The 14,650-nt window shown below is 60.9% G+C and carries 11 protein-coding genes; 2 read left to right on the top strand and 9 right to left on the bottom strand.

Annotated elements, in window-relative coordinates; all coding sequences use genetic code 11:
- Nucleotides 1–16: 16 nt before the first annotated feature.
- The 9 genes from U5L73_RS13150 to gabT form a co-directional block, all read right to left on the bottom strand.
- A complete protein-coding gene (locus U5L73_RS13150) occupies nt 17–1,516 on the bottom strand; it encodes an efflux transporter outer membrane subunit (protein WP_322562766.1) in 1,500 nt (499 codons plus the stop codon).
- Nucleotides 1,509–2,027 carry a MarR family transcriptional regulator gene (locus U5L73_RS13145; RefSeq protein ID WP_322562765.1) on the bottom strand — a complete coding sequence of 173 codons (519 nt, stop codon included), beginning with the start codon at nt 2,025–2,027 and terminating at the stop codon, nt 1,509–1,511. Before U5L73_RS13145 ends, U5L73_RS13150 begins: the two co-directional genes overlap by 8 nt.
- 126 nt (nt 2,028–2,153) lie before the next feature.
- Nucleotides 2,154–3,626 carry an NAD-dependent succinate-semialdehyde dehydrogenase gene (locus U5L73_RS13140; protein ID WP_322562764.1) on the bottom strand — a complete coding sequence of 491 codons (1,473 nt, stop codon included), beginning with the start codon at nt 3,624–3,626 and terminating at the stop codon, nt 2,154–2,156.
- Between the two features lie 100 nt (nt 3,627–3,726).
- Nucleotides 3,727–4,671 carry an agmatinase gene (speB, locus tag U5L73_RS13135; RefSeq protein ID WP_322562763.1) on the bottom strand — a complete coding sequence of 315 codons (945 nt, stop codon included), beginning with the start codon at nt 4,669–4,671 and terminating at the stop codon, nt 3,727–3,729.
- Between the two features lie 17 nt (nt 4,672–4,688).
- On the bottom strand, nt 4,689–5,507 hold the full coding sequence (locus tag U5L73_RS13130; protein ID WP_322562762.1) for an ABC transporter permease: 819 nt from the start codon (nt 5,505–5,507) through the stop codon (nt 4,689–4,691).
- 11 nt (nt 5,508–5,518) lie between these two features.
- Nucleotides 5,519–6,754, bottom strand: coding sequence for an ABC transporter permease (locus U5L73_RS13125; protein ID WP_322563514.1), 1,236 nt, complete (start codon nt 6,752–6,754; stop codon nt 5,519–5,521).
- A 33-nt stretch (nt 6,755–6,787) separates the two neighbouring features.
- Complete coding sequence (locus U5L73_RS13120) at nt 6,788–7,819, bottom strand: ABC transporter substrate-binding protein (RefSeq protein WP_313873391.1); 1,032 nt, start codon at nt 7,817–7,819, stop codon at nt 6,788–6,790.
- Between the two features lie 45 nt (nt 7,820–7,864).
- Nucleotides 7,865–8,959: an ABC transporter ATP-binding protein gene (locus U5L73_RS13115; RefSeq protein WP_322562761.1), complete on the bottom strand. Its 1,095-nt coding sequence runs from the start codon at nt 8,957–8,959 to the stop codon at nt 7,865–7,867.
- Between the two features lie 33 nt (nt 8,960–8,992).
- Complete coding sequence (gene gabT, locus U5L73_RS13110) at nt 8,993–10,285, bottom strand: 4-aminobutyrate--2-oxoglutarate transaminase (protein WP_322562760.1); 1,293 nt, start codon at nt 10,283–10,285, stop codon at nt 8,993–8,995.
- 174 nt (nt 10,286–10,459) lie between these two features.
- On the opposite strand from gabT, the gene U5L73_RS13105 reads away from it, so the two are divergent.
- Both U5L73_RS13105 and alaS read left to right on the top strand, forming a co-directional pair.
- Nucleotides 10,460–11,878, top strand: coding sequence for a PLP-dependent aminotransferase family protein (locus U5L73_RS13105; protein ID WP_322562759.1), 1,419 nt, complete (start codon nt 10,460–10,462; stop codon nt 11,876–11,878).
- A gap of 83 nt (nt 11,879–11,961) precedes the next feature.
- Complete coding sequence (alaS, locus tag U5L73_RS13100; protein WP_322562758.1) at nt 11,962–14,613, top strand: alanine--tRNA ligase; 2,652 nt, start codon at nt 11,962–11,964, stop codon at nt 14,611–14,613.
- Nucleotides 14,614–14,650 lie beyond the last annotated feature (37 nt).

The following is a 14,650-nucleotide window of genomic DNA, read 5'->3' as shown; positions in this document are numbered from 1 at the left end:
GGGCCGTGGTCAGCGCTTAGCGAGCTGCTGTGTCGCTTGTTGGTGCGGCGGCTGAAGCAGTACCGGTGTCGGTGAAACCACCTCCGAGTGCGCGGATCAGCTGGATCTGGGTATCAATGCTGCGGGCCGCCAAGTCCACGGCCAGCTTGCGTTGGGCCAATACTGCGGTCTCGGCGTTGAGCACGGTTAGGTAGTTGCCCAAGCCAGCCTCGTAGCGTTGCACGGCAATGGCGTAAGCGGCTTCGGCAGATCGCTGGGCGGCTTGTTGCTCGGCCTGCTGGCGCTCAATGGCTTTGGTGGAGGTGAGCTGGTCGGCCACATCGTGCACCGCGTCGACCACCGCGGCGTTGTAGGTCTCAATGGCGGCGTCGAGGTCGGCTGCTTTGCCCTTGAGGTTGGCGCGCAGGCGGCCGCCTTCGAACAAGGGCAAGCGAATGGCCGGGCCCACGCCCCATTGGGCGCTGCTGCTTTGCACTAGCTTGTCAAAGCCGATGCTCGAGAAGCCTGCAAACGCGGTCAGGTTGATGTTGGGGTAGAACAGGGTTTTGGCGCTGTCCACATCGCGGGTCGCGGCTTCCACACGCCAGCGGGCGGCGACCACATCGGCACGCCGGCCCAGCAGGTCCATAGGCACCGATTGCACTTTGGTTTGTGCGGATGCTATGGAATTGATAGCTGCTAGCGCATATTTGGTGAGCGCCAGAGGCGTATTTTGTTGCCCAGTCAAGGCAGCGAGGGCATTGAGGAGCAGGGCTTCCTGCTCTTTCAGAGCCTCAATCTGGAAGCGGGCATCAGGCAGTCCGCTTTCGCTTTGCTGGAGTTCGAGCTGAGTGTCTAGGCCGGCTTGCAGTCGGTCTTTCACGAGTTGTTGGGTTTGTTGGCGCTGGGCCAGGGTGCGCTGAGCTACCTCCAGTTGGCCTTGCACTCGCAGCCACTGGAAGTAACTGCGCGCCACATTACTCGCCAGCAACATACGGGCGGCCTGGGCGTCGGCTTGGGCGGCGCGGCTTTGGCCGATGGCGGCATCCAGCGCAGCGCGGTTTTTGCCGAACAGGTCCAACTCCCAGCTGCCGGAGGCTTGCAGTGTGGCGATCTCGCGTTCGCTGCCCGCGATGGGCGCGGGCACCAGGCCGTTGCGGGTGTAAAGCTGGCGGCTGGCATCGAGGCCTGCGTTGAGCTGTGGTGCGTTTGCTGCTTGCGCGGTGTCGATGCCGGCCTGCACACGCTGCACCCGGGCCTGGGCTACGCGCAGGTTGGGGTTGTTGGCCAAGGCTTGGGCGACCAACTGGTTGAGTTGCTCATCGCCATAGGCTTTCCACCACTGGTTGTCCAGCGCCACGCTGTCGGCGGGAATGGCTTGGGTGGACAAGCCCGCCTGCGCATGGGCGACTGGTTTTGCTTGAGAAAAGATGCCAGAGAAATTGGCGCATGCACTCAGGGAGGCCAGTGCTACAGCGCTGAGCGCAAAGCAGCTCCAGCGCAGCGCGCTGAAGGAGGGGGGCGTGTGATTAATCATGGGGTGTTTCTGTAACGGAATCAGGGGTGCCTGTTTGGCTGGCGGCTTTCATGCGCTGGGCGTTGTCCAAAATGCGGCGCAGGTAGCCCTGCAAGGCGTCGAACTCTTCTTGGTTGAAGCCTTCGAGGTGGGCGTTTTGCACCTCGCTCAGGATGCGCGGAATATCGCTGGCTGCTGCATTGCCAGCATCGGTGAGCTCTAGGTTGACCACCCGGCGGTCTTGCTCGGAGCGCACCCGCTGGCACAGGCCTTTGGCTTCCATGCGGTCGAGCAGGCGAGTGGTTGCGCCGTTGTCTATCTCGCAGGCGCGGGCCAGTTCGGCCACGGTTGACGCTTTCTTGGTGTACAGCTTGAACAGCGGAATCAACTGCGCATTGGTAAGGTCGGTGTGGGCCAATTCCCGGTCTACGGCCTGGGCCACGTGGTTGATGATGTTGCGCATCAAGTAGCCCACGCTGGCTTCCGGCTGGTAGTTGTCGGGGCGATAAAAGCGGGTCGTTGATTTAGACATGGCGAAATATTAATTGCCTAAGCAAATATTGTCAAGGCTGTTATTGCTTGGGCTATTTTTGTTGCGGCAAATGTTGAGGCGAAAAAAAGCCCGCGTAGGCGGGCTGCTGCGGGGTGCTGAGAGGGGTTACTTCAGGATGTCGCCCAGGCAGAGGTACTTGACTTCGATGTAGTCGTCCATGCCGAAGTGCGAGCCTTCACGGCCCAGGCCGGACTGTTTGACGCCGCCAAACGGCACGTGTTCGGTGGCCAGAATGCCCACGTTCACGCCCACCATGCCGTACTCCAGCGCCTCGCCAACGCGGTAGATGCGGCCGATATCGCGGCTGTAGAAGTAGCTGGCCAGGCCGAATTCGGTATTGTTAGCGGCGTCAATGGCTTCCTGCTCGGTGGTGAACTTGAATACCGGGGCGAAGGGGCCGAAGGTTTCTTCGCGGGCGCACAGCATGTCGGCCGTAGCGCCGGACACCACGGTAGGCTCAAAGAACTGGCCTTGCAGCGCGTTACCGCCGGTTTCCACTTTGCCACCCTTGGCCACGGCATCCGCCACGTGGCGTTTGACCTTTTCTACGGCGGCATCTTCGATCAGCGGGCCTTGCACCACGCCGTCCTCAAAGCCGTTGCCGACCTTCATGGCTTTGACCTTGGCACTGAACTTGGCCACAAACTGGTCGTACACGCCGGCTTGCACATAGAAGCGGTTGGCGCACACGCAGGTTTGGCCGGCATTGCGGTACTTGCTGGCTAAAGCGCCTTCGACCGCAGAGTCCACATCGGCGTCGTCAAACACGATAAAGGGCGCATTCCCACCCAGTTCGAGCGACAACTTTTTGACCGTAGGCGCACTTTGCGCCATCAGGATGCGGCCCACTTCGGTGGAACCGGTGAAGCTCAGGTGCCGCACAACATCGCTCGCGCAAATGACCTTGCCCACGGCAATAGACTGGTCGCTGTCGGCGGTGATCATGTTGAGCACACCGGCTGGAATGCCGGCGCGGATGGCCAGCTCGGCGGCAGCCAGCGCCGTCAGGGGCGTCAGCTCGGCGGGCTTGATGATCACCGGGCAACCGGCGGCCAGCGCAGGCGCCACCTTGCGGGTGATCATGGCCAGTGGGAAGTTCCAGGGCGTGATGGCTGCGCACACGCCGATGGGCTGCTTGATGACCATCAGGCGGCGGTTGTTGTCGAACTGGGGCAGGGTTTCGCCGTTAACGCGCTTGGCCTCTTCGGCGAACCACTCCACAAAGCTGGCGCCATAGGCAATTTCGCCCTTGGCCTCGGCAAAAGGCTTGCCTTGCTCCGCGGTCATGATGCGGGCCAAGTCTTCTTGATTGGCCATTAGCAGATCAAACCACTTGCGCAAGATGATGCTGCGTTCTTTGGCAGTCTTGCTTTTCCAGGCAGGCCAGGCTGCATTTGCGGCAGCGATGGCCGCTTCAGCATCTGCGGCGCCTAGGTTGGCCACATCGGCCAGGTGCTGACCGTTGGACGGGTCGGTGACTGCAAAGCGGCTGGCACCTTGGACCCATTGGCCGTTGACGAGTGCATCGGTTTTGAGCAGGCTGGGGTCTTTCAGCAGGGAAAGTGGCGATGTGGACAAGGTGTCTCCTCAAAATATCAATAAAAATGGCCACTAGCGCATACGTGGTATGCGCTAGTAGCTATGAAAAACATAGCAAATAGGGTCTGAGCCTAGGGATTCACCGAACCGGCACACCCGGCAGCACACACAGCATTTCGTACAAAAGGTTAGCCCCCAGTAGAGCGGTGTTGCCCGTGGTGTCGTAGGGCGGTGATACCTCCACCAAGTCTGCTCCAACAATATTAAGCCCGCGGCACCCCCGGATGATTTCCAGCGCCTGCGGCACGGTGAGCCCGCCGATTTCGGGCGTTCCGGTGCCGCCGGCGTAGGCAGGGTCAATACCGTCAATGTCAAAGCTCAGGTAGCAGGGGGTGTTGCCCACGCGCTGGCGCACTTGCTCCATCACGGGGGCCAAGGACTGGTGCCACACCTCGTGGGCGGGTACTAACGTAAAGCCTTGCCTGCGCGGCCAGTCAAAGTCATTGGCAGCATAGCCGGTGCCGCGCAAGCCGATTTGGGTGACCTTGTGGCAATCGAGCAAGCCTTCTTCCACAGCGCGGCGGAAGGGAGTGCCGTGCGCAATGCGCTCGCCGAACATGTCTTCATTCACGTCGGCATGCGCATCCACATGCACCATCGCCACCGGGCCGTGTTGGGCGGCCATAGCCCGCAGAATGGGTAGCGCAATGGTGTGGTCCCCACCCAAGGTAAGCGGCACGCAGCCGTGGCCCAGCACCTCGGCATAGTAGGCGGTGATGATGTCGACAGACTTCAACAACGAGTAGGTGTTGATGGGCACATCGCCCAGATCCGCCACTTGCAGGGCATCAAACGGCGCAGCGCCGGTGGCCATGTTGTAGGGGCGCAGCAGGCAGGACTCGGCACGGATCTGGCGGGGGCCGAAACGCGCCCCCGGGCGGTGGCTGGTGCCTATGTCCAGCGGTACGCCAATGAAAGCAGCATCCAGCCCTTGGGCGGATGTGGCGACCGGCAGGCGCATCATGCTGGCGATGCCGCCGAAGCGCGGCATGGCATTGCCGGAGAGAGGTTGGTTCAGTTCCATAGGGACAGGGCTCAGGGTCAGGCTTTGCGGCCGCGCAGCCATTCCAGCACCAGCAGCATGGCGGTGGTGAACAGGATCAGCAAGGTGGCCACTGCCGCAATCGTGGGCGAAATGTTTTCGCGGATGCCGGTGAACATCTGGCGCGGCAGGGTGGTTTGCTCGGCACCTGCGAGGAACAGGGTGACCACCACTTCGTCGAACGAGGTGGCAAAGGCGAACAGCGCACCCGAAATCACACCCGGTGCAATCACCGGCAATGTGACGCGCATGAAGGTGTTGAACGGTGTTTCGCCCAAGCTCAGCGAGGCACGCACCAGGTTGTGGTTGAAGTTAGCCAGGGTGGCCAGCACGGTGGTCAGCACAAAGGGCGCGCCCATGGCCGCGTGCACCGCAATCAGGCCTACATAGCTGTCGCTCAGGCCCAGGGGGGCGAAGTACAGGTAGGTGGCTACACCAATCACGATCACCGGCACCACCATGGGAGCGATCAGGAATGCCATGAGCAGGCCTTTGAAGCGGAACTCGGTGCGGCTCAAGCCCACGGCGGCTAATGTGCCCAGCACGGTGGCAATCACGGTGGCCGCCGGTGCCACGATGAAGCTGTTGTGCATGGCGTTAGACCACTCGGGCGCGGTGAGCAGGTGGCTGTACCACTTGGTAGACCAGCCGGGGATGGGGTAAGTCAAAAACGAGCTGCTGGAAAACGACAGCGGAATGATCGCCAGAATCGGCGCGAGCAAGTAGCCCAGCACCAGCACGCAGACTACGCGCAGCAGCCACCAACCGGCCTTGTCGGCCAGCGTGAAGTAGAGGGGAAATTCAGGCAGTTTGAACATGGGTGTCTTCCTTATGCCAAGGCCAGGTCGGCTTTGCCGATGCGGCGGTACACGCCATAGAGCACCAGCGTGGTGGCCAGTAACAAGGCACCCAAGGCGCAGGCCATGCCCCAGTTGACTTCGACGTTGGTGTAGCGGGCGATGTAGTAGCTCAGCATCTGGTCATCCGCGCCACCCAAGAGGGCCGGGGTGATGTAATAGCCAATCGACAAGATGAACACTAGCAGCGCACCAGCGCCCACCCCAGGGAATGTTTGTGGCACATAGACCCGCATGAACGCAGCCAGCGGTGCGCTGCCCAGTGAAACGGCTGCACGCACATAGGTGGGTGGCACGCTCTTCATCACGCTGTACAGCGGCAGGATCATGAAGGGCAGCAGGATATGCACCATGGAGATGATCACGCCGGTGCGGTTGAACAGCAGCGCCAATGGCTCACTGATCACACCGATGCCCAGCAGCGCACCGTTGACCAGCCCTTCAGACTGCAGCAACACAATCCATGCCGCCACCCGCACCAAGATGGAAGTCCAAAAAGGCACCAGTACCAAAATCATCAAAATGTTGGCCTTGCGCTCGGGCAGGGTGGAGAGCCAGTAGGCCAGCGGGTAGGCCAACAGCAGGCACAGCAAGGTGACGACAAAACTGATCTGGAAGGTGCGCGCCAGAATGCCGCCGTAGGCGCGTTGGTCTTCGGGCATACGCTCGATGTGGCCCTGCGCATCGCGTTTCAGGTCCACTGAGGCGAGCAGGTAATCGGGCGTCCAGCGGGAGCCGTTTTTGGCGATCGCCTGCCAAAACTCGGGCTCGGCCCAGCGTGCGTCTTTGTTCAGCAATTGCTGGCGCACCGCATCGGCATCACCCTCGATGGGCAAGGCCCTGTAGGCTCCCATGATCAGTGAGCGCGCTCCCGGAACCTCGGAGTTCAAGCGGCGCGCCAAGGCGCCGGCATCTGCCGTGTCAGGCAATTGCGATAAATCTTTGACCAAGGCAGCGTACGCCGCCGCTTGGGGTTGGGACGTGCGGTCCCAGTCGGCCAAGACATCTACCGTGGTCGGCAGAGCCTTGGCGACTTCAGGGTTTTCCACCGCGCGCATCAACAGCGCGGCGATAGGAACCAGCAGGGTCAGGAGCAAAAACACCAGCAAGGGCAGTGTCAGGCTGAAGGCCCGCCATTTACGGCGGGACTCAGCGCGGGAGAGTGCCGCACGGAGATCGCCCGGGGGCTGGATGGCACTGGCTTGCATGGTCATGGGTTCAGGCTCCTGAGGGTCTACGGATTACTGGGTGGCCCAGGCTGCGAAGCGTTTTTCCAAGGCTTCGCCTTGGTCCGCCCAGAAGGTGGTGTTGAACTGCAAGGCTTCCTTGGCGTTCTTGTCCGAGGTGGGCAAGTCGGCAAGTACCTTGGCGTTCAGCTTGGCCAGCGCCTTCTTGTTGGTCGGGCCGTAGGCGATGTTTTGGGCGTAGACCGCTTGGTTCTCGGGCTTCATGGCGAAATTCAGGAACTTGTAGACGGCGTCTTTCTTGGCCGTACCCTTGGGGATGACCCAGTAGTCCAGGTCATAGATGCCACCGGGCCAGTAGATTTGCAGGTTGCGGCCTTCGCGGTTGGCGGCATCAATACGGCCGTTGTACACGGTGGACAAGACCACATCGCCAGCCACCAGGAACTGGGGCGCCTGGGCACCGGCTTCCCACCATTGGATGTTGGGCTTGAGGGCGGTCAGCTTCTTGAAGGCGCGCTCGGCGCCGTCTTTGGTGGCCAGTACCTTGTAGATGTCAGCGGGCTTTACGCCATCAGCCAGCAAGGCGAATTCGAGGTTGTAGCGGGCGCCCTTGCGCATGCCGCGCTTGCCGGGGATCTTGGTGGTGTCAAAGAAGTCAGCCCAGCTGGTGGGGGCTTTTTTGAGCTTGTCGCCGTTGTAGGCCATCACGGTGGACCAGACAAACAGGCCCACGCCGCACTCTGTCACGGCAGATGGCAGCAGGTCGGCTTTGGGGGCGATTTTGCTGTAGTCGAGCTTTTCAAACAGGCCTTCGTCGCAGCCACGTGCGACGTCAGGAGACTCCACTTCCACCAGGTCCCAGGTCACGTTCTTGGTTTCCACCATGGCCTTGATCTTGGCTTGCTCGCCGTTGTACTCCACCGCAGTGACCTTGATGCCTTCTTTGGCAACCGGCTCGTAGTAAGCGGCCTTTTGGGCATTGGCGTTGGCGCCGCCGAAGTTCACCACGGTGATGGCGTCTTGGGCTTGAACATTCATCGCGAAACAGGCGGCCACGGAGGCAGCAGCGATCAGGCTTTTTTTCATCGAGAAATTTCTTAGAGAGGTTGAGGAAGGGACAGGGGGAAAACTTCAGAGCGCGTAAATGCGCGTAAACGGGGTTGGGAACTCGAGGTACACCGTGCTGCCCATAGCGGGCGGCGTGACGGCACACGTATGGGTGAGCGGCAGTTTCACCGTGGCTTGTGCCTGACCGGCACCCAGTGCGCATTGCAAGCGCACATGGTCGCCGTAATACACAATGCCGGCCACTTGGGCGGCTACCATGTTCAGCCCGGCCTGCGCCTGTAAGTGCAGCGCAATCCGCTCAGGCCGCACACAGGCCTCGACCATGGCGCCTGTGGCTGCGTGGTTGACATTAATACCCGCCAGCTTTTGGCCTTGGCCGAGCTCAATCCACGGTGCATCAGCACTACCACCCAAGGTGCCGCGAAGCACGGTGCTGTCGCCCACAAAGCCGGCTACAAAACGGTTGCTGGGAGCCTCGTAGAGGCTTTGGGCATCGGCCAGCTGCTGGATCACGCCTTCGTTGAACACCGCAACCCGGTCGCTCATGGTCAAGGCTTCGCCTTGGTCGTGGGTCACATACACAAATGTCACGCCCAGCTGTCGGTGCAGCTCTTTGAGTTCGAGCTGCATGTGTTCGCGCAACTGCTTATCCAGCGCGCCCAGGGGCTCGTCCATCAGCACGAGTTGGGGTTCAAACACCAGCGCACGAGCTAGGGCCACCCGCTGCTGCTGACCACCCGAAAGTCGGGTGGGCAGGCGCTCACCCATGCCGGACAGGCGAACCATGTCCAAGGCTTTTTGCACCCGCTTGTCTTGCTCATCTTTGGGCACCTTGCGAACCGTCAGCGGGTAGGCCACGTTCTGGGCCACGGTCATGTGAGGGAACAGCGCGTAGTTCTGGAACACCATACCGAAGTTGCGCTTGTGCGGCGGGGTGCGGGTGATCTGCTTGCCGTCGAGCAGGATGTCGCCTGCCGTGGGGGACTCGAACCCGGCCAGCATCATCAAAGTGGTGGTCTTGCCGGAGCCCGAGGGACCGAGCAGGCTCAGGAATTCACCGCGCTGGATATCGAGGTTCAGCTCCCGCACCACCAGCTGTTCGCCGTCGTACGTTTTTTGTACGCCGCTAAAGCGCACCAAGGGTTCAGTAGAGGACATGTGTTCTTCGAGAAGCAGATTCAAAAAAGGCGATCAGGCCACGGCAGCAAAGCTGTCGGCCAGAATGGCCAAGCCTTCTTCGAGCAGCGCGTCTGGAGCGGTTAATGGCACCAGGATGCGGATGACGTTGCCGTAGGTACCGCAAGACAGGAGGATCAGCCCGCGGCGTGCAGCCTCGGTCACCACCTTCTTGGTCAACACCGCGTCCGGGCGGTGCACATCGCCACCTTCAAACAACTCGATGGCGACCATGGCGCCCATACCGCGCACATCACCGATGGCTGGTACCTTGGTGGCAATGGCCTTGAGCTTTTCGACCAGGGAGGCGCCCATGTCTTGGCTGCGCTGCAGGAGTTTTTCTTCTTCAAAGGCCTTCATCACGGCCAGTGCCGCCGCGCAAGCCACCGGGCTACCTGCATACGTACCGCCCAAGCCGCCGGCCGCTGGTGCGTCAATCACATCTGCACGGCCGACCACACCGGACAAGGGGAACCCACCCGCCAACGATTTGGCAGTGGTAATCAAATCAGGTGCTACAGGCCATTGTTCGCAAGCAAACCAGGTGCCGGTGCGGCCCGCGCCGGTTTGGACTTCGTCGGCAATCAACAAAATCCCGTACTTGTCAGCGATCACCTTGAGCCCGGAAATGAACTCGGGAGGCGCGACATAGAAACCACCTTCGCCCTGCACCGGCTCGACGATAAAGGCGGCTACGCGCTCGGCTTCGATGTCATTCTTGAAGATCAGCTCCACGGAATGCAGGGCATCCGCCACGCTCACGCCATGCAGTTCATTCGGGAACAGAGCATGGAACACTTCACCGGGGAAGGGACCGAATCCCAGCTTGTAAGGCGCCACTTTGCCTGTCAGACCCAGCGTGAAATTGGTGCGGCCGTGGTAGCCGCCAGTGAAGGCGATCACGCCGGGGCGCTTGTTGTAAGCGCGGGCAATCTTGATAGCGTTTTCTACGGCCTCGGCGCCGGTGGTCAACAGCAGGCTCTTCTTGGCAAAGTTGCCGGGCGCCATGGCGTTCAAGCGCTCGCACACTTCCACATAGGGTTCGTAGGCAATCACCTGAAAGCAGGTGTGGGTGTACAGGTCGAGCTGGGCCTTTACCGCCTCAATCACCTGAGGGTGCAAGTGGCCGGTGTTCAGCACCGCAATACCACCGGCGAAGTCGATGAAGCGGCGGCCTTCCACATCCCAGAACTCGGAATTGCGGGCGTTCTTGATGAAAATCTCGTGGGCCTGACCGACGCCGCGTGCAACGGCAGATTGGCGGCGGGCATAAAGGGCGGCATTGAGAACTTGGCGATCAGCTTGCATAAATGGGGTCCGGTGTAGTTGAACGGGTGGCAGAACTATAGGAACCGTTCACACAAACAACCATGTACACAATGATGAAAGTTTCGAGACACTGTGCAGGTCTAAAATCCTGTACAGAGTTTCCCTAAATTGGTGCATTTTTGCTGCCCCTCTCGCCTGCCTTACGATCGCGCCATGCTTACACTCAGCCCCGACATTGCAACCCCTCTGGTCAGCCAGATCGTGGACGGACTGCGCGGGCTGATTGCGGGTCAAGTGCTCAAGCCCGGGAGCAAGCTCCCCTCGATTCGCGCTTTCGCGGTCGCCCACAACGTCAGTGTGTTCACAGTGGTCGAGGCCTATGACCGTTTGGTTGCCCAAGGGTGGCTGGTTTCGCGGGCGCATTCCGGCTTTTTTGTGAAGCGCCGGGAAGAGGGCGGCAGCATGGGTGCGCCGGCTCGCGAGGCTGAAACGCCCCGTTTTGATGCGAGCTGGTACCTGAAACAGATTTTCGAGAACCGCAATCTGCCGCTCAAACCTGGTTGCGGCTGGTTGCCGCACGACTGGTTGTTTGGTGATGCGGTGCGCCGCAGCATGCGCCAGCTCTCCAGTGACGGCTCCGAAATGGATGGTTATGGCTTGCCTTACGGCCACATGGCCCTGCGCATGATCATTGCGGAGTCGCTGGCCGAGCACCAGATTTCGGCAGACGCCGGCCAGGTACTGCTAACGCACGGCTCCAGCCAGGGGCTGGATCTGGTGGCGCGCTGCCTGCTCAAGCCCGGTGATACCGTGCTGGTGGATGACCCCGGATACCCCAACCTTTTGTTCATGCTGCGCGTCTGGGGTGTGGATGTGGTGGGGGTTCCGCGTACCGGCACGGGTTATGACCTTGCGGCGCTGGAGTCCATCCTGACCACGCGTAAGCCCAAGGCTTTTTTCACGCAACCGCGTTTGCAGAGCCCCACCTGCTCGGTGGCTTCGGTCGCCCAGCTGCACCGCCTGTTGCAACTGGCCGAGATGCATGATTTCGTGCTGGTCGAAAACGACATCTATGCCGACATGGATGCCACCTCGCGCACCACTTTGGCCAGTTTGGATCAGCTGCGGCGTGTGGTGTACGTGGGCAGTTATTCCAAAACCATTTCGCCGAATTTGCGCGTGGGCTACTTGCTTGCGCGGCCCGATTTGTCAGCCCAGTTCGTACAACTCAAGATGATTGCCGGGCTGACGTCTTCTGACATTGCCGAGCGCATTACCTTTGGCGCGATTACCGATGGCCGCTGGCGCAAGCACCTGAAGTCGCTGAGGGACCGCCTGGGTGAAGCCCATCGGCACGTCAGTCGGCGGTTGTTGGGTTTGGGCTTTGAGATATTTCATGAGCCCGAGGCCGGCATGTACCTCTGGGCCCGCCACCCCGACATTGCGGACAGCGCCGTGCTGTCGCAGTCGGCTACCCAAGAAGGCATCATGCTAGGGCCGGGCCAATTGTTTCTGGTGGAACCCCGGCCCACCGGTTGGCTGCGCTTCAATGTGGCATTTTGCGCGGACGAGCGCTTGTGGCGCTTTCTGGACCAGCGCATCTTGGTGGGGCAAAGCGCCGAACACGCCTGAGGGCGGACTCCGGCGCGCCAAAGCGCATCGAGGGCGGCGATAATAGTGAGTTCTATTGATCCACCACTCGAAGAAATTCCGTCATGACCCAGCCCGTAATGAGTGTTGCCGACATTCGCAAAACCTTCCTCGACTTCTTTGCCTCCAAGGGGCACACCGTCGTGGCGTCCAGCCCGCTGGTACCGGGCAATGACCCCACCCTGATGTTCACCAACTCGGGCATGGTGCAGTTCAAGGACGTGTTTTTGGGCTCTGACAAGCGCAGTTACGTGCGCGCGGCCTCGGTGCAGGCCTGCCTGCGTGCTGGGGGCAAGCACAACGATCTGGAGAACGTGGGCTACACCGCCCGCCACCACACCTTCTTCGAGATGCTGGGCAACTGGAGCTTTGGCGACTACTTCAAGAAAGAAAGCTTGAATTGGGCGTGGGAACTGCTGACGACCGTCTACAAGTTGCCAGCCGAAAAGTTGTATGCCACCGTCTACCTGGAAGACGACGAGGCCTATGCCATCTGGGAAGATATTTTCGTCAAGGCGGGTTGGACGCCCGAGCGGATCAAGGCTGAGACACGCATCATCCGCATCGGCGACAACAAGGGTGGCCGCTACAAGAGCGACAACTTCTGGATGATGGCCGATACCGGCCCTTGTGGCCCTTGCTCTGAAATCTTCTACGACCACGGTGCTCACATTCCCGGCGGCCCGCCCGGTAGCCCCGACGAAGACGGCGACCGTTTCATCGAAATCTGGAACAACGTGTTCATGCAGTTCAACATGGACGAAACCGGCGCGGTGACCCCGTTGCCCGCACCCTGCGTGGACACCGGCATGGGCCTGGAGCGCTTGGCTGCCATCCTGCAGCACGTGCACAGTAACTATGAAATCGACTTGTTCGATGCATTGATCAAAGCCGCATCCCGCGAAACCGGCTGCACCGACTTGAGCAACAAGTCTCTGCGCGTGATTGCCGACCACATCCGCGCCACTGCGTTCTTGGTAAGCGACGGCGTGATCCCGAGCAATGAAGGCCGCGGCTATGTGCAGCGCCGCATTGTGCGCCGCGCCATCCGCCACGGTTACAAGCTGGGCCAGAAGACCCCGTTCTTCCACAAGCTGGTCAAGGACTTGGTGCAGGTCATGGGCGCGGCCTACCCCCACATGGCGTCGCAAGAGGCCCGCATTACCGAAGTGCTGCGGGTGGAAGAAGAGCGCTTCTTCGAAACCTTGGCCACCGGCATGCAGATCCTGGACGAAGCTTTGGCAGGTGGTGTGAAAGTGCTGCCCGGTGAAGTCGCTTTCAAGCTGCACGACACCTATGGTTTTCCGCTCGACCTGTCCGCCGACGTGTGCCGCGAAAACGGTGTGGAAGTCGACAGCGCCGGTTTTGCCGCCGCCATGGAGCAGCAAAAGGCCAAGGGCCGTGCTGCCGGCAAGTTCAAGATGGACAAGGCGCTGGAGTACACGGGGAGTAGCAACACCTTTGTGGGCTACGAGCACCTGACCCAAGCTGCAAAAATTGTAGCACTCTACGCAGACGGTACGCCGGTTGGCGAGCTAAAGGCGGGCCAAGACGGCGTGTTGGTGCTGGATACCACCCCGTTCTACGCCGAGAGCGGCGGCCAGGTGGGTGACGAGGGCGCAGTGTTCTCTGATGCAGGTCTGTTTGAAGTGGGTGATACCCAGAAGATTAAGGCCGATGTGTTCGGCCACCACGGCACGCTCAAAACCGGCGTTTTGCGCGTGGGAGATACCGTGACCGCCCATGTGGACGCCGCCCAACGCGCCGCCACGGTGCGCAACCACAGCGCTACTCACTTGATGCATAAAGCCCTGCGCGAAGTGCTGGGCGAGCATGTGCAGCAAAAGGGCTCGCTGGTGAATGCCGAGCGCACCCGTTTTGACTTCGCGCATAACGCGCCAGTCACTGACGAACAGGTCCGCCAGATCGAAGCTATCGTGAATGCAGAGGTGCTGGCCAACGCTGCTGCCCAAGCCCGCGTGATGGATATCGAGTCGGCCCAGAAAACCGGCGCCATGATGCTGTTCGGCGAAAAATACGGCGAAACCGTGCGCGTGCTGGACATCGGCTCCAGCCGTGAGCTCTGCGGTGGCACGCACGTCCATGCCACCGGTGATATTGGCCTGTTCAAGGTGGTGGGTGAGAGCGGCGTGGCCGCTGGTGTACGCCGTATCGAGGCGGTGACCGGCACCAACGCGCTGAACTACTTGCAGGACTTGGAAGACACCGTGAGCGCTGCCGCTGCAACGCTCAAAACGCCAGTGGCTGAGCTGGGCAACCGCTTGGGCCAGATGGTGGACCAGGTCAAGGCGCTGGAAAAAGAAATCGCCGCACTCAAAGGCAAGCTGGCTTCCGCTCAGGGCGACGAGCTGGTGAGCAGCGCGGTAGAGGTGAACGGTGTCAAAGTACTGGCCGCCAAGCTCGAAGGCGCTGACGCCAAGACCTTGCGCGACACCATGGACAAGCTCAAGGACAAGCTCAAGACTGCGGTTATCGTGCTCGGCGCGGTGGATGGCGACAAGGTCCAGATCGCAGCCGGCGTGACCAACGACACCACAGGCAAAGTCAAAGCCGGTGAACTGGCTAACTTTGTGGCGGGCCAAGTGGGTGGCAAGGGTGGCGGCAAGGCCGACATGGCCATGGCCGGTGGCACCGAGCCTGCCAAGCTGGCCGGCGCGCTGGCCAGCGTGCAGGCCTGGGTAAGCGCCAAGCTGTAACGACTTTGAACTAGCACGGTTTAAGCCGCTATCAAAA

Source organism: Rhodoferax sp. (assembly GCF_034520025.1).
Taxonomy (GTDB): domain Bacteria; phylum Pseudomonadota; class Gammaproteobacteria; order Burkholderiales; family Burkholderiaceae_C; genus Allorhodoferax.
Note: the sequence above shows the minus strand (reverse complement) of the source record. Positions and strands in the feature narration are given on the sequence as shown.